This window comes from Pseudoalteromonas sp. BZK2 (genome assembly GCF_014349195.1).
In the GTDB taxonomy this organism is placed as follows: domain Bacteria; phylum Pseudomonadota; class Gammaproteobacteria; order Enterobacterales; family Alteromonadaceae; genus Pseudoalteromonas; species Pseudoalteromonas simplex.
In genome coordinates, this window is sequence record NZ_JACSOG010000049.1 from 1 (window position 1) to 25,568 (window position 25,568).

28 protein-coding genes are annotated in these 25,568 nt (G+C 41.0%); 8 read left to right on the top strand and 20 right to left on the bottom strand.

Annotated features, from left to right (window positions below; genetic code table 11):
- Window positions 1–470 precede the first annotated feature (470 nt).
- Window positions 471–950: an RNA recognition motif domain-containing protein gene (locus tag BIZ38_RS19845; RefSeq protein ID WP_054564068.1), complete on the top strand. Its 480-nt coding sequence runs from the start codon at window positions 471–473 to the stop codon at window positions 948–950.
- On the opposite strand, the gene murI is transcribed toward BIZ38_RS19845, so the two are convergent.
- Window positions 913–1,707 carry a glutamate racemase gene (murI, locus tag BIZ38_RS19850; protein WP_187491117.1) on the bottom strand — a complete coding sequence of 265 codons (795 nt, stop codon included), beginning with the start codon at window positions 1,705–1,707 and terminating at the stop codon, window positions 913–915. The two genes, BIZ38_RS19845 and murI, sit on opposite strands and share 38 nt — an antisense overlap.
- Before the next feature lie 66 nt (window positions 1,708–1,773).
- A complete protein-coding gene (locus BIZ38_RS19855; RefSeq protein ID WP_187491118.1) occupies window positions 1,774–2,892 on the bottom strand; it encodes a DUF5610 domain-containing protein in 1,119 nt (372 codons plus the stop codon).
- Window positions 2,893–3,056: 164 nt separating this feature from the next.
- Here BIZ38_RS19855 and trmA point away from each other — a divergent pair, with 164 nt between their 5' ends.
- Window positions 3,057–4,154 (top strand): tRNA (uridine(54)-C5)-methyltransferase TrmA, encoded by a 1,098-nt coding sequence (gene trmA, locus BIZ38_RS19860; protein WP_138619577.1) that lies wholly within the window; start codon window positions 3,057–3,059, stop codon window positions 4,152–4,154.
- 2 nt (window positions 4,155–4,156) lie between these two features.
- On the opposite strand, the gene BIZ38_RS19865 is transcribed toward trmA, so the two are convergent.
- The 5 genes from BIZ38_RS19865 to ccoG form a co-directional block, all read right to left on the bottom strand.
- Window positions 4,157–4,609: a DUF523 domain-containing protein gene (locus BIZ38_RS19865; RefSeq protein WP_187491119.1), complete on the bottom strand. Its 453-nt coding sequence runs from the start codon at window positions 4,607–4,609 to the stop codon at window positions 4,157–4,159.
- A gap of 60 nt (window positions 4,610–4,669) precedes the next feature.
- Window positions 4,670–5,308 carry a thiol:disulfide interchange protein DsbA/DsbL gene (locus BIZ38_RS19870; protein WP_138601230.1) on the bottom strand — a complete coding sequence of 213 codons (639 nt, stop codon included), beginning with the start codon at window positions 5,306–5,308 and terminating at the stop codon, window positions 4,670–4,672.
- An 18-nt stretch (window positions 5,309–5,326) separates the two neighbouring features.
- Entirely contained in the window at window positions 5,327–5,950 is a 624-nt protein-coding gene (locus tag BIZ38_RS19875) for a thiol:disulfide interchange protein DsbA/DsbL (RefSeq protein WP_187491120.1), read from the bottom strand.
- A gap of 30 nt (window positions 5,951–5,980) precedes the next feature.
- Window positions 5,981–6,955 carry a serine/threonine protein kinase gene (locus tag BIZ38_RS19880; RefSeq protein ID WP_166339802.1) on the bottom strand — a complete coding sequence of 325 codons (975 nt, stop codon included), beginning with the start codon at window positions 6,953–6,955 and terminating at the stop codon, window positions 5,981–5,983.
- Between the two features lie 65 nt (window positions 6,956–7,020).
- Window positions 7,021–8,451, bottom strand: coding sequence for a cytochrome c oxidase accessory protein CcoG (gene ccoG / locus BIZ38_RS19885; RefSeq protein WP_138619575.1), 1,431 nt, complete (start codon window positions 8,449–8,451; stop codon window positions 7,021–7,023).
- A 278-nt stretch (window positions 8,452–8,729) separates the two neighbouring features.
- On the opposite strand from ccoG, the gene BIZ38_RS19890 reads away from it, so the two are divergent.
- Both BIZ38_RS19890 and BIZ38_RS21915 read left to right on the top strand, forming a co-directional pair.
- Window positions 8,730–9,089 carry a hypothetical protein gene (locus BIZ38_RS19890; protein WP_054554852.1) on the top strand — a complete coding sequence of 120 codons (360 nt, stop codon included), beginning with the start codon at window positions 8,730–8,732 and terminating at the stop codon, window positions 9,087–9,089.
- On the top strand, window positions 9,089–9,292 hold the full coding sequence (locus tag BIZ38_RS21915; protein WP_054554851.1) for a hypothetical protein: 204 nt from the start codon (window positions 9,089–9,091) through the stop codon (window positions 9,290–9,292). Before BIZ38_RS19890 ends, BIZ38_RS21915 begins: the two co-directional genes overlap by 1 nt.
- On the opposite strand, the gene BIZ38_RS19895 is transcribed toward BIZ38_RS21915, so the two are convergent.
- The 13 genes from BIZ38_RS19895 to gspC all read right to left on the bottom strand — a co-directional run bounded on the left by BIZ38_RS19895 (window position 9,289) and on the right by gspC (window position 21,385).
- On the bottom strand, window positions 9,289–9,903 hold the full coding sequence (locus BIZ38_RS19895; protein WP_138601260.1) for a YecA family protein: 615 nt from the start codon (window positions 9,901–9,903) through the stop codon (window positions 9,289–9,291). The two genes, BIZ38_RS21915 and BIZ38_RS19895, sit on opposite strands and share 4 nt — an antisense overlap.
- A gap of 19 nt (window positions 9,904–9,922) precedes the next feature.
- Window positions 9,923–10,681, bottom strand: coding sequence for a type II secretion system protein N (locus BIZ38_RS19900; RefSeq protein ID WP_138601242.1), 759 nt, complete (start codon window positions 10,679–10,681; stop codon window positions 9,923–9,925).
- 3 nt (window positions 10,682–10,684) lie between these two features.
- Entirely contained in the window at window positions 10,685–11,158 is a 474-nt protein-coding gene (gspM, locus tag BIZ38_RS19905; RefSeq protein WP_054554848.1) for a type II secretion system protein GspM, read from the bottom strand.
- Window positions 11,155–12,366: a type II secretion system protein GspL gene (gene gspL / locus BIZ38_RS19910; RefSeq protein WP_187491121.1), complete on the bottom strand. Its 1,212-nt coding sequence runs from the start codon at window positions 12,364–12,366 to the stop codon at window positions 11,155–11,157. Before gspL ends, gspM begins: the two co-directional genes overlap by 4 nt.
- Entirely contained in the window at window positions 12,363–13,349 is a 987-nt protein-coding gene (gene gspK / locus BIZ38_RS19915; RefSeq protein ID WP_138601263.1) for a type II secretion system minor pseudopilin GspK, read from the bottom strand. The genes gspL and gspK overlap by 4 nt, the downstream gene beginning before the upstream one ends.
- A gap of 11 nt (window positions 13,350–13,360) precedes the next feature.
- Complete coding sequence (gspJ, locus tag BIZ38_RS19920; protein ID WP_054554846.1) at window positions 13,361–14,035, bottom strand: type II secretion system minor pseudopilin GspJ; 675 nt, start codon at window positions 14,033–14,035, stop codon at window positions 13,361–13,363.
- Window positions 14,035–14,409: a type II secretion system minor pseudopilin GspI gene (gspI, locus tag BIZ38_RS19925; RefSeq protein WP_054554845.1), complete on the bottom strand. Its 375-nt coding sequence runs from the start codon at window positions 14,407–14,409 to the stop codon at window positions 14,035–14,037. The genes gspJ and gspI overlap by 1 nt, the downstream gene beginning before the upstream one ends.
- Window positions 14,409–15,008: a prepilin-type N-terminal cleavage/methylation domain-containing protein gene (locus BIZ38_RS19930; protein ID WP_054554844.1), complete on the bottom strand. Its 600-nt coding sequence runs from the start codon at window positions 15,006–15,008 to the stop codon at window positions 14,409–14,411. Before BIZ38_RS19930 ends, gspI begins: the two co-directional genes overlap by 1 nt.
- A gap of 55 nt (window positions 15,009–15,063) precedes the next feature.
- On the bottom strand, window positions 15,064–15,483 hold the full coding sequence (gene gspG, locus BIZ38_RS19935) for a type II secretion system major pseudopilin GspG (RefSeq protein ID WP_054554843.1): 420 nt from the start codon (window positions 15,481–15,483) through the stop codon (window positions 15,064–15,066).
- Between the two features lie 78 nt (window positions 15,484–15,561).
- Complete coding sequence (gspF, locus tag BIZ38_RS19940; protein WP_054564051.1) at window positions 15,562–16,797, bottom strand: type II secretion system inner membrane protein GspF; 1,236 nt, start codon at window positions 16,795–16,797, stop codon at window positions 15,562–15,564.
- 2 nt (window positions 16,798–16,799) lie between these two features.
- Window positions 16,800–18,365 (bottom strand): type II secretion system ATPase GspE, encoded by a 1,566-nt coding sequence (gspE, locus tag BIZ38_RS19945; RefSeq protein ID WP_054554841.1) that lies wholly within the window; start codon window positions 18,363–18,365, stop codon window positions 16,800–16,802.
- Window positions 18,358–20,421, bottom strand: coding sequence for a type II secretion system secretin GspD (gspD, locus tag BIZ38_RS19950; protein WP_054554840.1), 2,064 nt, complete (start codon window positions 20,419–20,421; stop codon window positions 18,358–18,360). The genes gspE and gspD overlap by 8 nt, the downstream gene beginning before the upstream one ends.
- 22 nt (window positions 20,422–20,443) lie before the next feature.
- Entirely contained in the window at window positions 20,444–21,385 is a 942-nt protein-coding gene (gene gspC / locus BIZ38_RS19955) for a type II secretion system protein GspC (RefSeq protein WP_138601248.1), read from the bottom strand.
- 206 nt (window positions 21,386–21,591) lie between these two features.
- Here gspC and hslR point away from each other — a divergent pair, with 206 nt between their 5' ends.
- From hslR to BIZ38_RS19975, 4 genes are all read left to right on the top strand, one after another.
- Window positions 21,592–22,014 carry a ribosome-associated heat shock protein Hsp15 gene (gene hslR / locus BIZ38_RS19960; RefSeq protein ID WP_138601251.1) on the top strand — a complete coding sequence of 141 codons (423 nt, stop codon included), beginning with the start codon at window positions 21,592–21,594 and terminating at the stop codon, window positions 22,012–22,014.
- A 12-nt stretch (window positions 22,015–22,026) separates the two neighbouring features.
- A complete protein-coding gene (hslO, locus tag BIZ38_RS19965; RefSeq protein ID WP_187491122.1) occupies window positions 22,027–22,872 on the top strand; it encodes an Hsp33 family molecular chaperone HslO in 846 nt (281 codons plus the stop codon).
- A 277-nt stretch (window positions 22,873–23,149) separates the two neighbouring features.
- Entirely contained in the window at window positions 23,150–24,688 is a 1,539-nt protein-coding gene (locus tag BIZ38_RS19970) for a phosphoenolpyruvate carboxykinase (protein WP_187491123.1), read from the top strand.
- Window positions 24,689–25,166: 478 nt separating this feature from the next.
- Window positions 25,167–25,568, top strand: a 402-nt coding sequence (locus tag BIZ38_RS19975; protein WP_187491124.1) for a helix-turn-helix domain-containing protein, incomplete at its 3' end; no start/stop codon positions are given.

The window sequence follows — 25,568 nt, forward strand, 5'->3', positions numbered from 1 at the left end:
TAAACTAAGCTTCGCTGTTAGAACTCAATCTGTACGAGTGCCCACACAGATGATTGCTTTATATTGTTAAAGAACGTTGCGACGTTGTCGCTAGGGATGTGTATAATACATCCTTAATTTTTCGAGTCAATACTTAATTTCAAACTTTCTTTCGATTATTTGAAACCGAAGTTTCACTTAACTCTGTGTCACGTTGTTCAGCGCCTTTCGTTGCTATCCGCCGTGTCAGTGGGGTCGCATTATAGGGAGATCCAAAAACAGATCAACACTTTTTTTCGATCTTTTTACTGTTCGCTCAAAAAGCGAACTAAATTTACCGAAAACAGCAAAAACGGTCGCTATTATGGCTGTTTTTTAAGCCAATATTCATAATTTAATGCAAATTTCATTGCTATGTTCATTTAACTCGTTAAGATAGCAAGTTCACAATGTTAAATTAATGTTTATTTCTTGTTTATTGGTAGATCAAAATGAAATTACCCGATCAAAAATCTTTTCTTTTCTCCGTTATTCTTGCTGTTTTAGGTTTTGTGGTTGTTAAGTTCGCACTTGCAAGCTTAGCTTTAGACCCAGCATTGCTATTTGGTGCAGGCTTATTAATTGGTGCTTTAGTTATTGCAGCACTTTCATCAGCGTCAAGTGAGGAGGCCGAAGTAAAAACAAAAACACTTTATGTTGGCAACCTACCTTATCGTGCTAATGAAGGTGTTGTTCGTGCTTTATTCGAAGAACAAGGCAAAGTTTTCAATGTACGTTTATTAAAAGATAAAAATACAGGTAAACGTCGTGGCTTTGGTTTTGTTGAAATGGCTGAAGCTGATGCAGATAAAGCAATCAATCAATTAAATGATAGCGAATTCCAACAACGTACTTTAAAAGTGCGTGAAGCAAAACAAAAACAAGAGAACGAAGCTAACAGCTTTCGTGAGGGATCTGATCAGTCAGCGTAATAAGTTCAACGCTTAATTGCGAATGACCAATAGGAGCCGTTGCATAATAGTGCAGCGGCTTTTTTTTATCTGTAGTAAGAGTAAAGCCTCGTAAAGCAATTAAACTTTCAACGCGCTTAGCAATCGCTTTGCCTGAATCAATAAGGAAGATCTGTTGTTTATAGTAGTCACTAATTGCGCTGGCTAGTAATGGAAAGTGTGTACAGCCAAGTACCAATACATCTATATCTTCTGCTATCGCTAAATCACTCAATACTTTCTCAAGCTTTGCTTTATTGAGTCTCTGTGTATGAAATAGTGTTTCAGCAATTTCAACCAGCTCAGTTGAGCCATATAAGCTGACTTGTGTGTCTTGGCTATGAGTACTAATTAAGTTTGCAGTATAGCGACTCTTGATGGTTGATGGTGTTGCCAGTAAACCAATATGTTTGCTGTTACTTATAGCGCAAGCGGGTTTTATCGCAGGTACTACCCCGACAACTTCTATATTTGTGTACTGGCGAATAGTTTCTAAGGCAGAGGTAGAGGCGGTATTACACGCAATAACTAGGATATCAACGTGTAAGTTTGCTGTTTCGATAAACTGTAGTAGCGCAAAAAGGCGGGCTATGATCGTTTGCTGACTTTGCGCGCCATAAGGCAATAAAGCATTGTCCATAAAATAACTATAATCAGCATCTGGGATCAATGCTTGGATCTGTTCAAGTACGGTTGTTCCACCTATACCAGAATCAAACACCATTATATGAACTGACAAACTGCTTACCTCGGATCATCAAAGGTCAGCAGTTTGCCATGCAGCTTTATAAAAAGAAAGAAAGGACTAAGCCTGTTCTTCTGTTGCCGAGCGAAGCTTATTCATTTGTTCGAACATTGCTTTGGTATAATCCACCAGCTTACTGACTTCTTCTTTATCTTGGTTTAACCATTGTAAGATGCCAGCCAGTTCATTTTGCAAACCAATGTCACCCGCTTTATTAAACGCCTGTTTCAAGTCGTCATTAAATGGCGCTATTTTCTCAGCAACTTCTTTTTCAGGGGCTGGTTTATATTCTTCATAGCCTTTAATCGCTGCTACTGTTTTGGTTTGTTTTAGATCCATCGTAAAGCCAACGAGTTGCTCGTTACCTAAGTTAAGCTCTTTAGCTTGTTCAAAGGCTTCTTCTAATGAACCAGAGAAGAATGTTTCGCTAACACTCTGCAAGTCTTCCATCAATTCATTGATAGCTTGCTGCTCTTGCTCATTTAAATCACCATTGACCGACATCGAGAATGATAAATCACGTGATTGCGAAGACTCACTGACAAAGGCTTCGTTGTCGCCATTTTTGCTATAGCTGCTTGCAGACTTACTTTCGTATGCATCAGCAAAGCTAATACTGACTTCGTCACCTTCAGCGGTGGTGAAAGTGTACTCTGCGTTATTACTTAAACTGATGTATTGAGCTTGGCTTACTGAAACCGCATTAGGTTTAGGATTGAACAAGTCTTCTTCTAATTCATCAATACCTTTAAAGATACCTTCTTTAGACTTTTCGATACCCTCTTCGATGTCATCGTTAAGAATACCTGACTCTTTAAGCTCATCATACGCATCGTCGATGCCCATTTGCACACCTTTACGTGCATCACCTAGCATGCCTTTGAGTTTTTCATCATCAGCACCATCGGCTTTTGCTTTACGAAGTGCACCGCCAACAAAGTCGAGTACGTTTTTCACGATCTCTTCAAAGTCGAACAGCGGTTTATCTTTTTTCTCTTCGGCTTTAGGTAAACCAAGTGCCTCAGCAAGTTTATCATCAAGAACTTTTGCCGCGAGCTCACGACCGCGTTGTTGATAACTATCTTGACGATTTTGAATGGTAGGCTGCTGCAGAGCCTGTTTACCATTGTATTTATTCACATTTGTATTAGGCATATAGCCTAGGTTGCCAATTTTCATGATCCGACTCCATGTTATGGTTAACTCATTATCGGCCAAAAACCAAAGAACTTAAGTTTTTTGTATAAAAAAACGACACTAAAATAAATAACAAAACTAGACAAATCCTCAGCGCTCCCTACAATAGCGCCGTTATAAAGCTAAGAGATAAAAGGTAATCAGCCATGGCGGTTATAAAAATTGATACAACTCAATATGATGCACAATTGAGTGAGAAAGAGCAGCGCATCACCTCACAGTTTCGACGTTTTGGGGTCGAAAAATTAGAAGTGTTCGGCTCTGATCCTATTCATTACCGCCAACGTGCAGAGTTTCGTGTTTGGCATGAAGGTGAAGACCTGTTTCACATCATGTTTGATCAACAAACTAAAGAAAAGATCCGCGTAGATGAGTTTGACCCTGCAGCACCTTTAGTGGGTGAAGTGATGCAAGCGATGATCGAAAACTTAAAAGACAATGAAGTTCTGCGCCGTAAGCTGTTTCAAATCGATTACCTTTCAAGCTTAAGTGGCGAGATCCTTGTTAGCTTGTTGTATCACAAACAACTAGATGAGCAGTGGCTACAAGCAATTAAAGAGCTTAAAGCAAAACTGAGCACACAGTTTAAGATTGATTTTATTGGCCGTGCTCGTAAGCAAAAAGAAGTGATTGGTAATGACTATGTTATCGAGCGTTTAAACGTAAACGGTAAAGAGCTTATTTATCAGCAAGTCGAAAATAGCTTTACGCAACCGAATGCGAAAGTAAACATCAAGATGCTAGAGTGGGCACAAGCGCTTTGCCAACCCCTCAATAATGACTTACTGGAGTTATATTGTGGAAATGGTAACTTTTCGATTGCTCTTGCGGGTTCATTCGACCAGGTATTAGCCACTGAGATATCAAAATCATCGGTTTACTCAGCACAATACAATATTGCACAAAACAAGGTTGAGAACTTAGATATCATTCGTATGTCGAGTGAAGAGTTCACTCAAGCAATGAAAGGCGAACGTACCTTCTCTCGTTTAGATGGCATAGACCTGAAAAGCTATAACTGCCAAACAATCTTGGTGGATCCACCACGTGCTGGAATGGACACGCTAACTTGTGACCTAGTTGCGAACTACGACAACATTATTTATATCTCGTGTAATCCCGATACCCTAGAACGTGACCTTGATCACTTATGCAAAACCCATGAAGTAAAACGTTTTGCAATTTTTGATCAATTCCCTTACACCCATCACATTGAATCAGGTGTGTTTTTACAACGTAAATAAAATCACTCTGCCAGCGCAGCAAATAGCGCTGGCAACTGCTGCTCGCTGAATACAGCTATACCATTGTCAGTTAACAGCTTTGCAGTTAACCCCATCCCTGAAATTTTCTTTCCTGAATGACTACCATCGTAAATAGTATTGCGACCACATGACGGGCTTGATTCTTTTAACAACGCATAGCGAATGCCCTGTTTTTTGCAAAGTTTAAGTGCTTGTTCTGCGCCATAAGCAAACTGCACTGTGACATCTTGCGCATCTTTGGTAAGTACTCTACCCACTTTGATTTCTGCAGGCGGCCTTGGTGTAGGTAAGCCACCAGCTACTTCAGGGCAGAATGCAACGAGCCTTTCTTGCTGTTTAAGAGTTTCTAAACCAGGATGGAGTAAGTTTTGCGATTGCCCGTCATAACGAACAGGGTTTCCTAACAAACAGCTTGAAACTAATAGTTTTTGCATTTGCTTTACCAATAAAAAAGCTCCGCAAACGGAGCTTTGAATTAAATTTAACTAATTAGCTTATTTATCAGCTAGGTAGTTAATTAAATCTGCCATGCTCTTTGCATCACTGATGCCTGAGTCCGCACCTAAGATTAAGCGATATTTACCATTAACAATAAAAGTTGGAACGCCTTTTAAAGCACCTTTTTGTTGGTAGTATTCTTGGTCGCGTTTCATTTTAGACGCCATAGTACGTACAGAAAAGCTGTTGTAGTACTTATCAAAATCTTCAGCCGATACACCTTGTGAAACAAAGATGTCTTTCATATCAGCTAGTTCGTTAATACGAGCACGCTTACCGTGAATATGATTAAACACAGCGGCTACTAACGCGTCTTTCTGTGGTAACACATTAGCCGTCGCATAACCTTGCGCTAAGATGGTTTGAATTTCTGGGTCACGAGGACCTGAAAAATCAACATGGCTCTTTTTGAATTTAACGCCATCTTTAAGAAGTGTTTTAAGCTCTTTCACAACTGGCTCGAAGTTATTACAGTGTGGGCAGTAGAATGAGAAGAACTCTTTTACTTCTGGCTTTTTAGAAGCGCGTGCATCAATCGTTTCATAATGCTTACCTTCTTCATATTGAGCAGCTGAGGCATTTGCCGCTAAACCTAGCGTGGCAGCCATTAATACAGCTTTTACTAACTTGATCATTACTTCTTTACTCCAAAATTATTGTTTTAATAAAAATTCGACTAATTCATCAAGCATCTGCTGGCTCTTGATGGTATTTAAATTAATTTTGTATTTATCATTGACGATAAAAGTTGGTACACCTGTTAAGGCGCCCATGTCTGAATATTTTTGCTGCTTATCTTGCATCGCTTTTTCAGCGCTAATCACTGGCATGCTTGCAATTTCAGCATCAAACACTTCATTACTAATACCATTAGTTGCAAGTAGTGCTTTAACGTCTTTCATGTCTTTAAGTAAGGCACGTTGTCTATGGATGCTGTTAAAGATTTGATCAGCTACTTGTTCTGCTTTGCCATGTTGCTTAGCAATTAAGTAGGCATAGCTTAAGTTACTTTGAGTTTGCTTAGACACACCGCCTAAAAAGTTAACATGACTTTTTACAAATTCAGTCCCTTCAGGAAGACTTGCCGTTAATGCTTTTGCAACTGGTTCAAACTGAAAACAGTGTGGGCAATAAAATGAAAAGAACTCGGTTACTTGAGGTGTTGCACTTTTCTCAACTTTTAATACTTCGTATTGATTACCTGCTTCAAAATCAGCAGCAAAGGCCGTAAAAGGTAAACATAAAATGAGTAGACTTAACTTTAATTTTTTAAACATTGTTCTCTCGACTTTATTAACTTTAAAAATTTATGGTAATAATTTTAATGGTGCTTCTTGTAGCGCTGCAAGCTGTTCTTTTAACGCTAGTATTTGCTGCTCCCAGTATTTGTCTTCAGCAAACCATGAAAAGTTCCGCGGGAACGCAGGATCATCCCATCTTTTCGCCAACCAGCCCATGTAATGCACCATTCGCATCGCTCTAAGTGGTTCAATCAGCTTTAATTGGCTGTGATCAAAATCGCAAAATTCTTCGTACGCTGCGACTAAAGTGTCTAACTGTAACAGTTGATTGTTACGATCGCCACTGAGCATCATCCAAAGATCTTGAATTGCAGGCCCTTGTCGGCTGTCGTCTAAATCAACAAACATTAATGCATCACCAGACCACAGTATATTGCCGGCATGACAGTCACCGTGCAGACGAATAGTTTCAACATTTTTATACTGCTGTGTAGTTTCTTTGATCACTAAATCTAAAATAGTATAAAAGGCGTTCTCTAATGCCATTGGCACCAAGTTACTTGCCTGTAACTGAACTTTAGCTGTCTTAAGATATTCTTCACAGCTGATCACAGGTCTATGTTCAAATGGCTTTGCTTTTGCTACTTGGTGCATTCGCCCAATTAAGCGGCCAAGTACATCAAGTTGATCTAAATTATCAACTTCAAAAATGCGGCCCCCCACACTTGGGAATAACGTAAACAAATAACCATCATGCTCAAATAAGCTTTGCCCTTCGATAATAACAGGCGCAACAACCGGCACTTCGGCCTCAGCGAGTTCAAATGCAAATGCATGCTCTTCTAAGATTTGCGCCTTACTCCAGCGCTCTGGACGGTAAAACTTAACAACATAACGATGGCCATCTTCTGCTTTAAATTGATAAACACGGTTCTCGTAGCTATTTAATGCCAGCAGCCCTGATTCAGCATAAACACCGATACTTTCAACCGCATCTAAAATTGAATCGGGTGTAAGGTCTACAAAACTAAATTTACTCATAATGCCTCATCATATAAAAAAAGCGGGAAAATCCCGCTTTTTATTCATTCGCTCAGTGTACTTAATTATCGCGCCTTAAAGAAGTTACTCGGCTGTGAAATCTGCACATCAGGCTCACCATCGACAGAAAGTACGAACTCAAACTTCGTCATCGGCTTTTTCAAATCATATGGATCAACAACCAATGACAGTGGCACGTTATAAGATTCGCCAGAAGGTACTGTGAAAGTTTGTTTGCCAATGTACTCAAAGTTATCAAGCCCTTCAACACGAATATTAAAGGTTTGCTGATGCTGAGCTTTGTTAATTACTTTTAGTGTATAGGTATTTTCAACTAGGCCATTAAAGTCAACACGGTATAGCTGATTACGGTCACGGATGATATCCAACTCCATCGGTTTACGCATCGCAATATTTGCCACCAGCGCCCCTGTTAACACCACTAAGATAACTAAATAACCAATTAACTTAGGGCGCAGTGCGTGTGTTTTGTTGTCTGGCGTTTCTAAGTTGCGTTCTGTGGTGTAGGAAATAAGTCCGCGTGGGTAATTCATTTTATCCATCACCCCATCACACGCATCGATACATGCACCACAGTTAATACACTCATATTGTAAGCCGTTACGAATATCGATCCCCGTAGGGCACACCTGCACACATAAGTTACAGTCGATACAATCACCTAAGCCAAGCTCTTTTGGATCTTGCTTGCGTGAACGTGGGCCGCGGCTCTCACCACGTGCCTCATCATAGCTCACGGTAAAGGTGTCTTTATCGAACATAGCTGATTGAAAGCGAGAATAAGGACAAATGTGTAAACACATAATCTCGCGCATCCAACCCGCATTACCATAAGTACAGACTGCAAATACGGCTAAACAAATATACGAATACGCTGTTGCATCAAGGGTAAAAAGATCAGGTAGCAACTGGCGGATAGGCGTAAAATAACCAACAAAAGTAAACGCTGTATAAAGTGAGAATAACCACCAACTACCGTGCTTGGCGCTTTTTCGCCAAAACTTATCAAAGTCCATCGGGCGTTGATCTAGTTTCTTTCGCTGATTAGCTGTACCTTCAAACTTTTCTTCAAACCAAATAAAAATGAAAGTCCAAACAGTTTGTGGGCAAGTATAACCACACCAAACCCGTCCATAGAAAGTAGTTACTAAGAACAACGCAAACGCCGCCAACATTAAAATGAAAGCAAGGATAGTCAGATCTTGTGGCCAAAGCGTTAAACCAAAAATGTTAAACTTTTGCCCTACCAAATCGAACAGTACAGCTTGCTGGCCATGGAAGTTGATCCAAGGTAGTAGCATGAACGCAAGCATGCCGATAAAACCAATTCGTTGTCTCAACAGTTGGTGTAACCCCGTTACAGCTCGAACATAAATACGGTTACGTGGATTAAATCTATCATCGAGGGAAGCGTTTTCCGGTTTCTGGATTTTTACTTCCGTTGGGATATTTTTAACCTTAATCTGATTATCCATTAAAATTCCTCAACGCCACTAGGAAATAATACTCAAACATATGTTTGCAGTAAGAGGTTTCTGTGCCAATAAGCAAATCAGAATACATCTCATTACGTTCAAAGATTTCTGAAACTTTTAATCTATATATTGCATTATACTCAATCTATGGAAAATTTCAGGGTTAGATTTCATATACGAACTTTTAACTATTTAATCGTATCTGCTTGCTTTTAAAACAACCATTTTATTAAACTTGCAGCTACCACCTATTCATTTAGATCAAAGTTTATTGGACTATGAAAAAATTTCTCATCTTAGTGCTTATAATTTTAGCACTTTTCACAATTGATCATCCTTTGATCAAAGAACCTAGGGACAGGTTACTAGGTGAGGGAGTCGGTATGATTTCTGATGCTAGTAAGGTAAACCGAAGTCCTGCTGCTAATATGGCTAAAAATAATATTAAGTCACAACTTAATTTATCAAACTCAGAGCTTGAGTATATTGAAGACACATTCACTACCGACGATAAACTACAACTCTTTCACCTTCATTATTGCCGTGAAAAAGATATTAACTTGTACTTTTATGGCGAACGCTTGAATCGTGTTTGTAGTATTGTTTCGAATGCGCTTGAAGAAAGGCTAAACAAGTAATGGACTTTTCTGCTTTAAACAAAAAAACCAGCGACTCGTTTGCTAAACAACGTAATATGCTAAAGAAGCTGGGCAAGGGTCAAACCTTATACTGCGAAGAGTGTAAAGGCGCCCTCACCTTAGATTTGAAAACTGATCAGCCAGGTAAAGGCGTTGTATGCTGTGCCAAAGGTTGCACAAACATCCTACTCGAGCTGGGTTAGTTCCAGCTCTCATCATTATATAGTTGGCTATTTACAGCAACGACTTCAATTAACTCTGCAAAGCCAGCGGCGAATTCATTCATTACTTCATATTGCTGCTGGCATAGTTGCCCTTCAGATAAACCATTATCAGTTGCAAGGGCTGCAATTCCACTCGCTTCAAGGGTAAAAAAGCCTAAGCTTTGCAGAGCTGTAGCCAAGGCTTCTTTTAACTCATCAGCTAACTGTGGCGCGCTTAATAGCTTGTTAACGTAACCTTGCGCACCATGCATAAAACCTTGGCTCCAATGCTGACATTCTTGAATATCTAGGTATTGTTGCCCTTGCGAGCTCAGCTGTAAGCTCACAGGTAATGCAAAACCCGTCTCGAATACTTGTTCGCTGATCTGTTGATATAAAGCCATAAATGCAAACAGCACTTGCTCATCCATTTGCCCATCAGAACCAGGTGCAACTTCTTCTAACCACTGGTGAACATCAAGCGGCTCAGGAGCACAGATCACCGCAAATAAATAACCTTGGGTTTGCGCCAAGCTAAGCGCATCTTGATGCTGCGCTAAAAACTGACTTAAAAGCTCGCTTTGCTGCTTTGAAAACTCAGGTAATTGCATACTATTCAATTAATCCAATTTAAAAGTTAAGCGGATAACGACCTTCGTTATCAGGACGACCAAGAAACTTCGCAGCATCATGCACTTCTTTCGGTAAGCTTGCTTCAGGTTTAATATAACCAGCTACTTTAAAGTCTAGGTTCGCTTTTAATACTGCATCAGCTTCAAGCCCTAAACGGTTTTCAGGGTCTACAAGTACTGCTACATCACCGGATTTACAGCTTAAACGGCCACTTAAAGGACCAATGCTAAACCAGTTATTCATTCCTTTCACATCAATGTTCGGGCTCGCAATTTCGCCGCTTAGACTTTCACAATAAGGCTCGCCTGAACTGTACTCATCTAAATCTACAATCACACGACCTTGCGCACTAATCGGCAAAGGTAGTTGTAAACGTTGCATGGCACGTTCAACTGTTAAGCGTAAAGTAGTCTTTTTCACAGTAACCGCTTGGTTAAATAAACCGTAAGAAAAATCAGCATGGCCTGAAATATCCGCTTTATCACGAGGATCACCAAAACGTACCGTACCCACTAATTTACCTGTAAACAGTGACCACCCCGACAATTGCCAACGCACATTGTTTAATTGCTCACCATCAAAACGTACCTGCATAATGCGCCCGTCCCATAGCGTGCCACTGGCTTTACCTAATTGTAATTGCTTTGGTAAATGTGGCTTGGCTAAATCAAGTGCAACGGCAGCGGGTGTTTTTACCAGCGTAAACACCAAAAAACACATCACAAACACTGTGATTAATAAAATAACTCTTTTCATCGTTTACTTCTCTAGTACCAAACGACTTACACGCACAAAGCCTGATTTGTCATCTTTACTTAAATCTAAATTCTCGATTAGCACACCATGTGAATTAACCAGTTCATCTAACCATTCAACAAGGTTATTAAACTCAACAGAGTCAATGGTTAAACGAAGTGAATTGTCATTTGGCTGCATTTTGCTAATGATAATTTGATAACGATTACGGGTGCTATTAACGATTTGGCTTAAGCTACGGCTGCTCGTATTACGTGCATTACCACTCGCTTTAAGTTTAACAATACTTTCATCAACCCACGCCAACAGCTCTTGCTGTTTTATTGTGTCTTGCTCTGCTTTTTCGATAGCAGCGTTAAGTGGACGAAAGACCCCCATAACCAGCACAAAAATAACAAACACACCACCTGCAACCATTACAAGTTGCTGCTCTTGTTCTTTTAACGAGCGCCAATAATTGATTATTTGGTTTTTCATGCCGCACCTCGTAACTTAATTTCACCAACGACATAATCACCATCATTGTTCAGCGAGCCTTGATCTACGGTTAAGCCACGCTGTTCTAAAATTGCTTTTACTTTACTGAAGGACTGGAAATCTTTGCCGCGCGCGCGAATACGTAATTCGTTACGACCTTGATCGTAGCGAAGCGTTTCTGGTGTGAAGTCGTTTACTTCACTAAAAATCGAGACAAGATCGTTAGTCAAATCTAAGAAGCCAGCAGTGCTGCCACCTTCTATCAATGCAAGTTCGCTGCGAATTTGACTACGGATAAGCTGAGGTCGCACTTTTTTATTTGGAAAAGCACGCTGATAATTAGCAACCACTTCTGCTTTTGCGGCTTCAAGCTGGTTATTTAACTTATAAAGCTCAAGCGACTTAACACCCACACTACAAACTAGTGCAACACCTGCTGCAATAGCTGCTTTTTGCCAATAGCCCCACCAAATCGCTGATTTTTTCTTAAGCTGATAAACACCTTGGCGAAGGTTGAATTTCACTTCAGGTAACTGCTTAGCAAATAAGGCTAAAGGTAAATCGTATTGCTGCGTTTGAGCACTAAGATTAACTGTATCAGGAAAAGCCGTTGCAGGGCTAAAGTGTGCAACATCAGGGTTACCTAATGCTGTTAAATAGCCAGCAAGCCAGTTCGGCTCTACAGCGGCAATATGCCAGTTACCCTGTTTACATAGCCACTGGCCATTAAGCTCAATAGCGCGTAACTGAGTGTTGTCATCAAGATCAGGTAACAATAAAGCATCCGGCAGTATTTTATATACTTCGATGCCATGCTCATTAAACTCTGCTAGCCATTGCTCAAACCATTCACGATCGGTCATCGCGATGTTAATAGCGTGCTTTTCATCAACAAGTGTTGGCTCAGCAATCGCTATGAACAAGTCATCAACATCACAGGCTATTTCTTCTTCTAGCATGTAAGGAAGTGCTTGCTCTAACTTACGGTTCCACTTAGTTGGTAGGGTAACTGTTTTAAGTTGTACCTGATCGCTTGGTAAAAGTGCGACTACTTCCCGTGATTGTGCTTTTTCTGTTAGCTCACCAAGTTGTGTTGCATTGGCAATTTCGCCGCTAGCAATTATTTCTTGTTCTATTGGTGAGTAAATTAGCCAGTTAAGGCTGTCTTTTAACGTTTGACCCGTACGGATCAACAATATCTCTGTCACTGTACGCCTCCAAATTTTCGCGCCAGTATCGTTACTGTACCATTAGTGGCATGGAGTAAGGTGGTCATCGAAAAACGCAGCTCTGCAAATTCAGCCTGCGTTTGTAGTTTAAAATATTCACTGTTGATACTGAATAGATTTTCAACGGCTTTCACGTTTTGTGCGCCTTGTTGGTTAACCTCTTCAAAAAAAGCTTCTAAATCATCATATCCATCTTGAGGACGTGATGATAATACCGCTTCAGCGCCTGAAAGGCTTAAGCCATCAATAAGCGAGCTTAATAAAATCGCACTTTCTGCAGGTAGTGTATTAACGTTTATTTGCAGCAACTCACTGCCAGGAATAACACACACAAATGGTAAGAGTTTCTCCATAACGAGCGGGTTAAAACCTTTTACCAAACGAAGTTCAGAAGTCGAAGCAAAGTAACTATTTGCCGTCATATATGGGTATTGTCGAGATAAATACTCATCTTCTTCTGCACCTGAGCGATAGGTAATACTATCTTCATCTAACCAATCAAACACACTATCGGCCATGGCTTCTTCTGATTCATCCGTTGGTAAATTCTCAATGTTTTCTAATAATGCCAACAATGCCTTATGTGCTGGGTTCGTTTTATTATTTGGATCCGTCTGCGGATCTGGTTTTACATGCAATGCATTTAAGTTTAAACATGCTTGTAAATCAGTAATCGTGCCACTTAAGGTACCATTATCAACAGGATAAGGAACCCCGCCCTGCTGTGCCCAAATTTGCTCTAAATGCGTTTTATCAGGATCATCTTTTTTAGTTTGTTTTAGTGCTTTAATTGCCAGCTCTTCAGCTGCAAAGGCATACCATTTAGCCTGTTGATGGTTTTGAATATTGCTACTACGCTGCACTTGCACCATTAAATTAGCACTCATCTCAACGGCTAACATCGCAGCCAGCGCCACAATAAATAGCACAATAACAAGCGCCGCACCTTTGGAGCGATTCATTGTAGTCATGACTAGCCACCCGTTCCGCTATTATTATTGTTATTACCATTAGCGCCGTTATTACTATTATTTGTTTGAGTAGTTACTTTGCCCTCACCTGGCACCAAAAACACGCGACGAATTGGCTCCTGTTCTATTTTTTGAATAGTGACTGCAACCGCTTTTGGCAGCGCTTTAATTTGCCACTGCTCTTGCCACTCGTCTTTGTCATCTAAAAATTCAAACTTCAGATCTTCAATATCTTCCAAAATGACTTGTGAGCGCGGCTCCATGTTATCTAGTTGATCAACATACACCCGATACACTCGTTCAAGATTATCATCTATCACGCGGTAACCAACCGCTTGCAGTTCAGAGCGCGGTAATAGATTAATCGGGTTAATCCAACCATCACGAACAAACCCAATGCCATCGTATTGGCTATCAAGAACATAACGACCAGCTAGCACATACGTGTCTTGAAAATCACCGGCTTCGTTTCGAACCTGACGTTTAGTCATTTGACTAAAATCTTGGTCCATCAAACGAAATAAGGTTTGATAACCATTTAACTCAGCAATCGTCTCGTCTGAGGCTTCTTTTGCTTTGGTTGTCGAATCAAGAATTTGATGGGTCGATAACACCACAAAGGCTAAAATACCCATGGCGACAATTACTTCAAGTAAGGTAAAACCGCGTTGCTTCACTACTTATCACCTTTATTCAAATAAGTAGAAAGCTCATACACTGGGTATTCAAGCTTTTCATCGGCGAATACGTTAATGGTGACCTTTACAAAGGTTTTATCAGCAGTAGGAACCACATCCTGACGCCAGTACCATTCAAAACCAGCGAGTGTTTCAGTGCCTTTGACGCCACTTTTGCCTGTCCATTTATCGCCTTTAGCGCGCTGCTCAACCATTACGTTCTCGGCAACCCAAGAAGCATAAGTTTGTTCTTCAATCGACGATAGGTGATTAATGTGCTCACCGGTTGCCTGCATTGCGGCAATACCGGCCATTGCACAAATAGCCAAGGCAACCATCACTTCGAGTAAGGTAAAACCTGCTGACTTATTCATTACTCAGGCTCCATACGAAACTTTACCGGGGCCATAAATTCGCCTTCGATAAAATACTGTGGTTCACGCTCATCTTTAAGCTCGTAAATCAATTGAAACGCACTGACTTCGCCAGAAGATAAAATAAGGACTTGCGGTATTTTGAGCTTTTGCAGCTCAAGTAAGCTGTCTTCGTCACCACCGCTCATTAATTCACGCCAGTTGGACTGCTCTAGCAAGTTATCTTGTGCCCAGGCTAAATCATCAAGGTTAAGAGTGAGTTCAAAGCGCTCATCAACCTTAATTGGGGCAAACAATTTTTCACGGTCAAAAGTAACCCACTTATCACCGTCAAAAACTAAAAATTCAAATGTATCTTGGTCAAGATGAAAGCCCAGCTCAACCTGATTTAAAATCGCAAACTCAGACGCCATATTAATCGTAGTATGTAATCTGAGCGCTTGTTTTTCGAGTTCTTCTTCAGCACCACCATCAAAACTGTAGGCAACCATTTTGGTGACAAAACCAATCACCACAAGCACCATTAATATTTCGATGAGGCTAAACCCTTTCGCGTGCTTAGCACGGCCAGCCAAACGCAAACGACCAAGGCTTACCATAATAGTAAGCCTTGATGTGTATAAGCTTTGTTCAGTTGGCTGAATTTAGGCATTATTACTTTTCTTCATCCCAGTTACCGATGTCATCATCAGTACCTGCTTCACCATCAGGGCCCATTGAGAAGATATCAATTTTACCGATTTCTCCTGGGCTGATTAGCTGGTAAGGATTACCCCATGGATCTTCTGGTAACTTCTCAAGGAAACCGCCATCAGGAAAACGCTTTGGAATTGGCTCAATGCTTGTTTTATTCACTAGCGCTTCTAAGCCTTGCTCTGTGGTTGGATACGCTTTGTTTTTAAGCTTGTATAGGCTTAACGCATCTTCAATTTGTTGAATATCTAAGTGTGCTTTATCGATTGCAGCTTCTTCTTGCTGACCCATGATATTCGGCGCCACAATTGACATGATCATACCGATAATAACCAGTACTACCATGACTTCTAGTAATGAGAAACCTGACTGTTTGTTCACAAAAATACCTCTAACTTTCTTCAAAAATTTATTATAGAGCGGCAGTGTTAGCTGCTAATTGCTCTAGTGTTCCCTAATTTAAAGACCTACAGCCTTATTCATTGCCATAATCGGCTGTAGTATTGCCATAACAATAAACAATACAATTACCGCCATTGAAGCAATCATCGCGGGCTCTAATAGTTTCAGAGACACGTTTACCATGCTCTCAAACTCACGATCTTGGTTATTTGCAGCACGTTCCAGCATTTGCTCAAGTTCACCTGATTTTTCACCACTGGCTATCATGTGTAGCATCATAGGTGGAAAAAGCTTGGTTTGCTGAAGTGAAGCACGAAGACTCGCCCCTTCACTTACACGTGTTGCAGCATCTTGCACTGACTTTTTCATTTTTTCGTTAGCCAGTACACCACCTGAGATACGCATCCCTTCAAGTAGCGGCACTGAGCTTGACGATAAAATACTTAAAGTTCGGGCAAAACGCGCCGTATTAACACCGCGAGCTACCTTACCAATGCCCGGTAAATACAGCACTTTTTCGTCATACCAGTAACGAATATGCGGCTGTTTAAGCGCTTGCTTAATGGCCACAGCTAACACGGTTATAATGACTAAACTAATAAACCAGTAGTTTTGCACAAAATTACTGGCGGCCATTACCCATTCAGTCGTCCAGGGTAATACTTGTTTTGATTTTTCGAAGGTCTTCAAGATTTTAGGTACCACAGTACCTAACAATACAGAGACAATCGCAATAGCAAATACCACAAGAATGGTTGGATACACCATCGCCTGTGTGATTTGACTACGCATATGCTGACGTTGTTCCGTGTAATCTGCTAAACGATTTAAAACTTGGTCTAGGTGACCCGATTTTTCACCAGCTGCCACCATAGCACGATACAAATCATCAAAGACATGCGGAAACTCACTCATGCCATCAGCTAAGGTATAACCTTCAACAACCTTTGAGCGCACTGCCATAAGCATGCGCTTTAAACGCGGCTTTTCACATTGCTCAGCCACCGCCATGACAGCCCCTTCAACAGGTAATGCTGACTGGATTAAGGTTGCAAGCTGACGAGTGATTAGTGCTAAATCTGAAGTCGAAATTTTTGGTTTAAAGAAACTCCCAAATAATGAGCCCTTTGCCCCAGTCGCTTGCTTTTCACCTTCTGCAGCAGCAACGACCTCTAAAGGCATTAAACCTTGATCGCGCAAAGTTTGGCGGATTTGCTTTACCGTATCGGCTTCAAGAATGCCTTTTTTCTCTTTACCTCTGCCGTCGAGGGCACGGTATTCAAATGCTGCCATGATTAACCTTCCTCACGTGTTACACGCAAGACTTCTTCTAAGGTAGTGCGACCTGCAAGTACGCGATTACAGCCATCTTGGCGAATACTTGGGCTATGTTTACGAATGTACTTCTCAACACTTTGTTCTCCTTTACCGCTGTGGATCATTTCGCGAATTGTTTCATCAACAACCAGCAACTCATGAATACCAGTACGACCGCGATAACCATTAAAGTTACACTCTTCACAACCAACTGCACGATAAATTGTTGGCGGCTCAGCAGGATTGACACCTAATAACTGACACTCGCGCTCATCAGCAATGTGACCTTCTTTACAGCTATTACATAAAGTACGTACAAGACGTTGTGACAATACACCGAGTAACGATGATGACAGTAAGAAAGGCTCCACGCCCATGTCTTCCATACGCGTGATAGCACCAGCAGCTGTATTAGTATGCAGTGTTGACATAACCAAGTGACCGGTTAATGACGCTTGCACACCAATTTGTGCCGTTTCAAGGTCACGGATCTCACCAACCATTACGACGTCAGGGTCTTGACGAAGGATGGCACGTAAGCCTCGGGCAAAGGTCATATCTACCTTGGTATTAACCTGAGTTTGACCAATACCTGGGATCTCGTACTCAATTGGATCTTCAACGGTAAGAATATTGCGGTCCCGTGAGTTGATTTGGCTCATACCCGCATACAAGGTGGTACTTTTACCAGACCCCGTAGGACCGGTTACTAAGATAATACCGTGCGGCTTACTGATTAAATCAGCAAACAATTCACGGTTACGCTCAGTCATACCTAAATCTTCTAGGTTCAGGCGCGCGTTGTTTTTATCAAGTAGACGTAGCACGACACGCTCACCAAAGCTTGATGGCATAGTCGATACACGCACATCTACGGCACGGCCAGCAATACGCAAACTAATACGGCCATCTTGCGGAATCCGCTTTTCAGCAATATCTAGTTTCGCCATAACCTTAATACGCGACACCAACAGTGAAGCGAGTTTACGATTCGGCTTTAAAACTTCTTTTAATACGCCATCAACCCTAAAGCGAATTACCAGCTCTTGCTCAAAGGTTTCGATATGAATATCTGAAGCACCTTCTTTAATTGCTTCGCTGAGCATCGCGTTTATCAGCTTGATGATTGGCGCATCATCATCACCAGCAAGGAGATCTTCAGTTTGCGGTAACTCATCTGCAAGCGAGAATAAATCAACCTCGTTGCCGATATCTTCCATCATTTGCTGTGTTTCAGAACTATCACGCTGATAAGAAGCCTCAAGCAACAGCTCAAATTTATCATCAGGTAATTGTTCTAGCGAAAAACCATGACCCGCAATACGACGCACCTCAAGTAAAGCGTTAACATCCAACTCACCGCGGTAATAAACTGTCCAGTTGTCTTGATCTTTACCTAACAGCACACCTGTGCGACGCGCATACGAGAATGGCAACCGCTTAGTTGGCAAGCTAACAAGATCATCACTTGTTAGCAGCTCATCATGATTAGCTGATACGTCTGATGCTAGCTCGTCATTGATTTCAGAAATTGCATTAGTCATCGTTGCGCTCATTCGCGTTTTGTTGTTTTAGATATTCTTCGTAAGTTGGTGGTAGTACTAAGGCATCATCCCACTCTGGAAGAATTGGCGCATCTTCTAATGGCATTAAGTCAATACCATCTTCTTTTTGTTTGTGTTGTTCGCCACGGATAAAGTTATATTTTGAGTGGCTTAATTTATTCATGCTGATGCCATCGCGAACAATGGTAGGACGAATAAATACAATCAGGTTACGTTTACGCTTACTGGTGCTGGTTGAGCGGAATAAATGGCCAAGTACTGGAATATCACCTAATAATGGCACCTTAGAGACACTTTCTTGCACATCTTCATCAATCAAGCCGCCCAGTACAACCATACCACCATCATCAGCCATAACCGTGGTTTTAATGGCACGTTTGTTTACTGAAATATCGACCGCAGTAGCACCACTCACACTCGACACTTCTTGCTCAATCGTTAACTGAACTGCTGAACCGTCATTGATTTGTGGTGTCACTTTAAGTTTTACACCTACTTCTTGACGTTCAACTGTTTGGAATGGATTCGCATTATTTGAGCCTGTTTGCGAACCTGTGATAATCGGTACTTCTTGACCAACAATCATTGATGCTTCTTCGTTATCCATGGTCGTTACAGACGGCGTAGCAAGAATATTAGAGTTAGTATCGGTTGAAACAGCTTGGATAATTGCACCCCAATCGTTTTTAACAATCCCCATGGCTAAACCATTGATACCACCTAGTAATGAGGCAAGTGCCGTTAAGTCACCTTCTTGTGTTTCAGAAGTCTTGGTGACTGTACCAGTTTCGGTACCTACAACCGTACCTTCAATCGTTTTATCGCGTGCTTGCTCAGCTGCAACGGCTAACGAACCAACTGGTACTGTTGTGCCGTTGTTAAACTGCATCATTCCGCCTTGCTCTGAAATCCACTGTAAGCCTAAGTTGATACCATCAGCTTCTAAAACTTCAACAATGATAGCTTCAACTAAAACTTGCGCACGACGCACATCAAGACGCTCAATTACTTGCTCAAGCGAGCGCATGGTGTCAGGCTGTGCAGTAATAACAAGTGAATTTGAATCAGGGTGTGCTTCAATACTTGTTTCGTTTTGATTACGAGAGCGCGTTTTAGTTGCACCGCCTTGCGCATCTTCTGCTAGTGTTTTGCTTACGCCCTGCAATACTTTTACAAGGTCTTCTGCTTTGGCGTAATTAAGGTAGATAACTTTAGTGTTACCTTGGTTTTCTAATTCACCATCTAAACGGCTAATTAATTCAACAGCACGAGTACGCGCTTGCGCTTCACCACTGACAATCACACTGTTAGTTCGACCATCAGCAACTACTTTAGGAATTAGAAATTCTGGAACGCTTCCTTTACCGCCATCTTTATAAATATTCTCAACAACAGACACTACATCATCTGCGGTAGCAAACTTAAGCTTTACAATATCAACACGCTTGTCACCAGCTTGGTCAACAGAGCGGATAATTTCTACTAAGCGGTTAACTGACGCTGCATGGCCGGTCAACATCATCACGTTCGCAGCATTAAAGTTAGCAACGTGGCCGCCATCTTTTTGATCGCTAAATTGACGAACTAGCGGGCCAAGCTCTTGTACGCTTACATTTTTAACACGTACAACTCGCGTTACCATCATATCGCCACTGGCTTGGTTATCCTCAGTGATAAGCGGTACATTTGACTTTTTAGCGTCAGAGCTTTTTTCAATTTTGATAATACCGTTATCCATCTCTACAGCTGAATAACCATAAACCTCAAGTACATTTAAAAAGAACTGATAATAAAGCTTTTCATCCATTAACTCATAACTGCGCACATTTACTTTGCCACGCACATTTGGGTCAATAATGACGGTTTTATTTAAATTTTTACCAACGATATTAATAAACTCATTAATATCAGTGCCTTTAAAATTAGCCGCATACTCAACAGCTGAAACTGAAAGCGATAATCCTGTTAATAAAAAAAGCGCTGCATATTTAGCTAACCCTTTTTTGATTTTTGTGAGGTGTAGCGCGTGAACCATTCTATAAAAACTCCAAAGCTAGTTATTGCAGGCTAAATTGCACATCAATTTGCTCACCATCGCGTTCGATAGTGATACTTGCGTCAGTACTATTTCGTAATTCGTTTATTGCTGACATTGCCTGTTTCAAATCATTTAATTGATAGCCATTAATCGCAATAGCTAAATCATTATTCATTAATCCCATTTGCTTGAATAAAGCAGGATCTTTACCTGGGCTTAAGCGGTACCCCACTAACTCGCCATCAACCATCGCTTGAGAGACGCGAATGTAGTCAAATAGTTTACCGGGATCGTCTAATACTTCTTCACGCGTTTCGATGAGCGCTTCTTTTACCTCTTCATCTTCAGTCGCATTTATTTCATTATTTTCGACAAGCTGAGGGCCTGCAGTTAATTCTGATTCATCACGCTCTGCTAACACTGGCATAGACACCGTTTTCGTAAAATCGAGACCATCAAGCATTAACGTTTCAAAACGACCGCTAACATCTAAAATTACTCGGTCAGGTAATACTTGAGCAAGCTTTGCGCGAGTGCCTTTAATTGCATCATCGACAACATAGGTTTCTTGTTTTCCTTGAGATTCGATAATAGCAAGACCTGCTTGGTCATTTTGGCTTACAGCAACAATGCCGGTTAGGTTAATACTGAGACGTGTTTCAGGGGCGTTGTTAATGACTTGATTTTGTTTAGCAGCAGACTTTTTAGTTTCGACAACAACTTTGCCGAATAAATTTTGCTCAATTATTTGTCGAGAACTGACAGTCTCAACTCGCTTTGCCATGGTATTAACACCTGTTACTGGCAATGCGCTTGTATCGGGTTCTGGCCATACAAGCCAAAACAGCTTGGATGACAAAAAAGCAATGTAAACAACAACTAACAGCACTACAAATGCACTTAGCTTGGCATGAGGTAAGCCGTTCAAAAACTGTTTAACTTGTTGTAAGTGTTGATCCATAAACTCTATTTCTTATTTTAATTTACTGCTTGATAGCTGGCCTATAGTACCTTTTCATTTTTCATTCAACAAGCACACGTATATTAAACTTTGTAAACAAGGTAAATTCAACGAACAGGGGCTGCAAGGAATAACTATGACTGTTTCTTTGTGATTAAGTTTCATGGTAAATTTTGCCTATATATCAGCAGCTATAAAAGAGCACAATTGTGTCAAAAGGTAACACTCATAAGTCACAAGACAAACAAGACGAATTAAGCGTGCGCCTTGATAAATGGTTATGGGCTGCCCGCTTTTACAAAACCCGTTCAATAGCAAGAGACATGGTGCAAGGTGGCAAAGTGCATTATAATGGACAACGTACCAAGCCCAGTAAAATTGTCGAGGTAGGTGCAGTAGTTAAACTACTACAAGGGGTCGATGAAAAGGTAGTGACAATTGAAAAGATCCTTGAAAAACGTCAAGGCGCCCCCATTGCACAAACCTTATACCAAGAAACTCAAGCAAGCATTGAGAAACGCGAAGCAAATGCTATCGCCCGTAAGAACAACAGCTTCTTTGCTCCACATCCTGATCGTAAACCAGATAAGAAGCAAAGGCGTGAACTGTTAAAAATGAAATCAAGTTAGGTAATGCAACTCATGCAACAAGATTTACTTCATCGTTATATATTTGATCAGCTCGATGTACGTGGTGAACTCGTACAAATTGAAAACACTTTTCAAGAGATGATCGCAAACCATAATTACCCAGCACCTGTGCAAACCTTATTAGGTGAACTACTTGTTGCTACCTGCTTATTGACGGCTACTTTAAAGTTTGAAGGCGAAATTGCCGTTCAACTACAAGGCGATGGCCCAGTAAAATATGCCGTAATTAATGGTGACGATAAACAAAATATGCGAGGCATCGCACGCCTTCAAGGTGAAGTAACCGGTAGCTCAATAAAAGACTTAATTGGTAATGGCTATATGGTCATTACAATTACGCCGACTAAAGGTGAGCGATACCAAGGTATTGTACCGTTAGAACACGATAGCTTAGATAAATGCCTTGAAAACTATTTTGAGCAATCTGAACAATTAAAAACACGTCTTTGGTTTGCAACTGAAGTAACGACAGATACAGCAAAAGCAGCTGGCTTATTCTTACAAGTATTACCCGTTAATAAAGAAAAGTCGGTAGAAGACTTTACTCATCTAGAAGCGATTAGCAACACAATCAAAGATGAAGAGTTACTAGGTTTAGATGCTAACACTGTGCTGACTCGACTTTACCATGAAGATAATCCTCAGTTATTCGAACCACAGTCTATTAGTTTCCGTTGTGGTTGTAGCAGAGACAAAACAATTGCTGCACTAGTTAATGTAGGTCAAAACGAATTACTTGCCGACGTGCAAGCAAATGGTGAAGTAAAAATTAGCTGTCATTATTGCTTAAAAGATTACATATTCAACGAGCAAGATATTAAAGCCATTTTTAATTAATACATCATAATAAAAATTATTATATTCAAAGCCGCCATCAGTGCGGCTTTTATATTAAAAATAATATCAAAACTAATGATACCGGTGTCATGAAAATGCGTCATTTTATGACACCGGTATCATTGAAATTATTCATGTTTTTTGCCAAATATATGCCTTTTTAGGCCCTTCAGACACTCGAATATCCCTAATCCTTCTGTTACTATTATTTTAGCAAAAGGGAAAACTAAGAACCCCAGAGCTATCCCGTTCAATCTCTCACAATTTAGGTATAAACATGACTGCAAACGCTACTAGTTTTGTTGATCTTACAGCAGCTGAACTTGTCGAACACGCTATTCGTCGTGGCGAAGGGACTCTAGCCGCTAATGGTGCTTTTGTTGCTAAAACCGGTGCTCGCACTGGCCGCTCTCCAAAAGATCGTTTTATTGTTCAAGAGCCAAGCACTGAAAACGAAATCCAATGGGGCAACGTTAACCGCCCATTCGATGCAGACAAGTTTGACGCGTTATGGGCACGTGTAGAAGAACACGTGAAAAGCAACGACCACTTCATCTCTCACCTAGAAGTTGGCGCTGATCCTGAGCACTATTTACCAGTTGTAGTTACAACAGAAACTGCATGGCATCATATTTTTGCCAAAAACATGTTTATCGAGCCTCAAACATACAATACTGCAGACTTCCCTGAGTGGCAGGTAATGAATGTACCTTCATTTGTATGTGACCCAGAGCGTGATGGCACTAACAGTGACGGCACTGTAATCATTAACTTCGCACAACGTAAAGTTCTACTAGCTGGTATGCGCTACGCTGGCGAAATGAAGAAATCAATGTTCTCTGTACAAAACTTCCTACTTCCTGCAAAAGGTGTATTACCAATGCACTGCTCTGCAAACGTAGGTGAAGCAGGCGACACTGCGTTATTCTTCGGTCTATCTGGTACAGGTAAAACAACATTATCTGCAGACCCTACTCGCTTCCTTATTGGAGATGACGAGCACGGTTGGGCACCTGGTAGCGTATTTAACATCGAAGGTGGTTGTTATGCTAAATGTATCGATCTTTCACAAAAGAACGAACCAGTAATTTGGAATGCAATTCGTTTCGGTACAATCTTAGAAAACGTGGTACTTGACGAAAACCGTGTACCAGATTTCCATGATACAAGCCTTACACAAAATAGCCGAGCTGCTTACCCACTAGAGCACGTTGAAAAACGTAAAATAGAAAACCGTGCTGGTGAGCCAAAAGCCGTTGTATTCTTAACATGCGACGTAAGCGGTGTATTACCACCAGTTTCAGTACTAACTGAAGAAGCTGCTGCATACCACTTCTTAAGCGGTTACACAGCGAAAGTCGGTTCAACTGAAATCGGTTCAACAAGCGACATCGAGTCTACATTCTCAACATGTTTCGGTGCTCCTTTCTTCCCACGTCCTGCAGGCGTTTATGCAGAGCTTCTAATGAAGCGTGTACGTGAATTCGGCGCTAAAGTATACCTAGTTAACACAGGTTGGACAGGTGGCCCTTACGGCACAGGTCAACGCTTTGACATCCCAACAACACGTGCTGTAGTTGATGCAATCGTATCAGGTAAACTGGCAGATGTTGAAACTCAACACATCGACGTTCTAAACCTAGATGTACCAGTGGCTGTTCCTGGTGTAGACAGCCAACTTCTTAACCCAATCAATACATGGGAAGATAAAGAGAAGTACGCAGAATATGCAAACAAACTAGCTTCTGACTTCACTGAAAACTTCGCTAAATACGATGTTTCAGAAGCAATCAAATCAGCAGGTCCAAAAGCTTAATACCAAGCTTACCCTCAGATTAAAAAACGCCAGCTATATGCTGGCGTTTTTGTTTTTGGGTATGAGTTAATGAGTTACGAGTTGCGAGAGTAAAGTTAGCGAGTTAGCAAGGGGAAAGTTTTAAGGCCTGGCGTAGGTTGGGTAGAGCGCAGCGAAACCCAACATAAGAAGAGCTATCAGTTTTCAGATGTCAGCGAACAGCCGCGCGGTGTGGGTGTTTAGGTCAGAGCCTCCCTAAGCAATAAAGCCCTGCCAAGGCACTTCAGAGTTGTCTATTAGCAAGATAAAGCTTGAAGGTCTGGCGTAGGTTGGGTAGAGCGCAGCGAAACCCAACAGCGTGGTAATTCGTCATGCACAATGAAGAGGTAAAGTTCATTAATAAAAGACGAATTAGCGCAAGGTGAAGTAAGCCATTTTATACCATTCCGCTTAAATATCTGATCTAATATAGGCTATATAAAATCACCGGTTAATAACATTGAATCCAAACATATCTGAACAGCTTTTAGCGCTTTCTCGTAAAGAACCAAACGCACGAAAACGCATGCGATTGCTCGCAGTGTCATTATTTTATGAGGGGAATAGCAGAACCGATATTGCAAAACGTCTAAACACAGCAAGAAGTAGTGTGAATAAATGGGTTTCTAGTTACCTAGAGCATGGGCTAGCTGGTTTAGACAATAAGCCCATTCAAGGACGTCCATCAAGATTACAACAGCGGCAACTTGAACAACTATCTGAGTTTATAAAGCGCACGAATACAGAACTTCGTGGTGGCCGCCTTACCGGTGAAGACATTGTGCATTACATTCATACTGAATTTGGTGTTCATTACCACTTAAATCATGTCTATAAAATTCTAAAGCAACTTGGCTTTAGT

What these genes read in the sequence shown, in the direction of transcription:
- gspD (WP_054554840.1), bottom strand. Translation starts at nt 20,421, where the DNA reads ATGGTTCACGCGCTACACCTCACAAAAATCAAAAAAGGGTTAGCTAAA.
- BIZ38_RS19880 (WP_166339802.1), bottom strand. Translation starts at nt 6,955, where the DNA reads ATGAGTAAATTTAGTTTTGTAGACCTTACACCCGATTCAATTTTAGAT.
- gspM (WP_054554848.1), bottom strand. Translation starts at nt 11,158, where the DNA reads ATGAAAAACCAAATAATCAATTATTGGCGCTCGTTAAAAGAACAAGAG.
- gspE (WP_054554841.1), bottom strand. Translation starts at nt 18,365, where the DNA reads ATGACTAATGCAATTTCTGAAATCAATGACGAGCTAGCATCAGACGTA.
- BIZ38_RS19855 (WP_187491118.1), bottom strand. Translation starts at nt 2,892, where the DNA reads ATGAAAATTGGCAACCTAGGCTATATGCCTAATACAAATGTGAATAAA.
- BIZ38_RS19845 (WP_054564068.1), top strand. Translation starts at nt 471, where the DNA reads ATGAAATTACCCGATCAAAAATCTTTTCTTTTCTCCGTTATTCTTGCT.
- ccoG (WP_138619575.1), bottom strand. Translation starts at nt 8,451, where the DNA reads ATGGATAATCAGATTAAGGTTAAAAATATCCCAACGGAAGTAAAAATC.
- BIZ38_RS19930 (WP_054554844.1), bottom strand. Translation starts at nt 15,008, where the DNA reads ATGGTAAGCCTTGGTCGTTTGCGTTTGGCTGGCCGTGCTAAGCACGCG.
- BIZ38_RS19865 (WP_187491119.1), bottom strand. Translation starts at nt 4,609, where the DNA reads ATGCAAAAACTATTAGTTTCAAGCTGTTTGTTAGGAAACCCTGTTCGT.
- hslO (WP_187491122.1), top strand. Translation starts at nt 22,027, where the DNA reads ATGCAACAAGATTTACTTCATCGTTATATATTTGATCAGCTCGATGTA.
- gspI (WP_054554845.1), bottom strand. Translation starts at nt 14,409, where the DNA reads ATGAATAAGTCAGCAGGTTTTACCTTACTCGAAGTGATGGTTGCCTTG.
- gspC (WP_138601248.1), bottom strand. Translation starts at nt 21,385, where the DNA reads ATGGATCAACACTTACAACAAGTTAAACAGTTTTTGAACGGCTTACCT.
- BIZ38_RS19900 (WP_138601242.1), bottom strand. Translation starts at nt 10,681, where the DNA reads ATGAAAAGAGTTATTTTATTAATCACAGTGTTTGTGATGTGTTTTTTG.
- BIZ38_RS19970 (WP_187491123.1), top strand. Translation starts at nt 23,150, where the DNA reads ATGACTGCAAACGCTACTAGTTTTGTTGATCTTACAGCAGCTGAACTT.
- trmA (WP_138619577.1), top strand. Translation starts at nt 3,057, where the DNA reads ATGGCGGTTATAAAAATTGATACAACTCAATATGATGCACAATTGAGT.
- BIZ38_RS21915 (WP_054554851.1), top strand. Translation starts at nt 9,089, where the DNA reads ATGGACTTTTCTGCTTTAAACAAAAAAACCAGCGACTCGTTTGCTAAA.
- BIZ38_RS19895 (WP_138601260.1), bottom strand. Translation starts at nt 9,903, where the DNA reads ATGCAATTACCTGAGTTTTCAAAGCAGCAAAGCGAGCTTTTAAGTCAG.
- BIZ38_RS19890 (WP_054554852.1), top strand. Translation starts at nt 8,730, where the DNA reads ATGAAAAAATTTCTCATCTTAGTGCTTATAATTTTAGCACTTTTCACA.
- gspK (WP_138601263.1), bottom strand. Translation starts at nt 13,349, where the DNA reads ATGAATCGCTCCAAAGGTGCGGCGCTTGTTATTGTGCTATTTATTGTG.
- gspF (WP_054564051.1), bottom strand. Translation starts at nt 16,797, where the DNA reads ATGGCAGCATTTGAATACCGTGCCCTCGACGGCAGAGGTAAAGAGAAA.
- BIZ38_RS19875 (WP_187491120.1), bottom strand. Translation starts at nt 5,950, where the DNA reads ATGTTTAAAAAATTAAAGTTAAGTCTACTCATTTTATGTTTACCTTTT.
- BIZ38_RS19870 (WP_138601230.1), bottom strand. Translation starts at nt 5,308, where the DNA reads ATGATCAAGTTAGTAAAAGCTGTATTAATGGCTGCCACGCTAGGTTTA.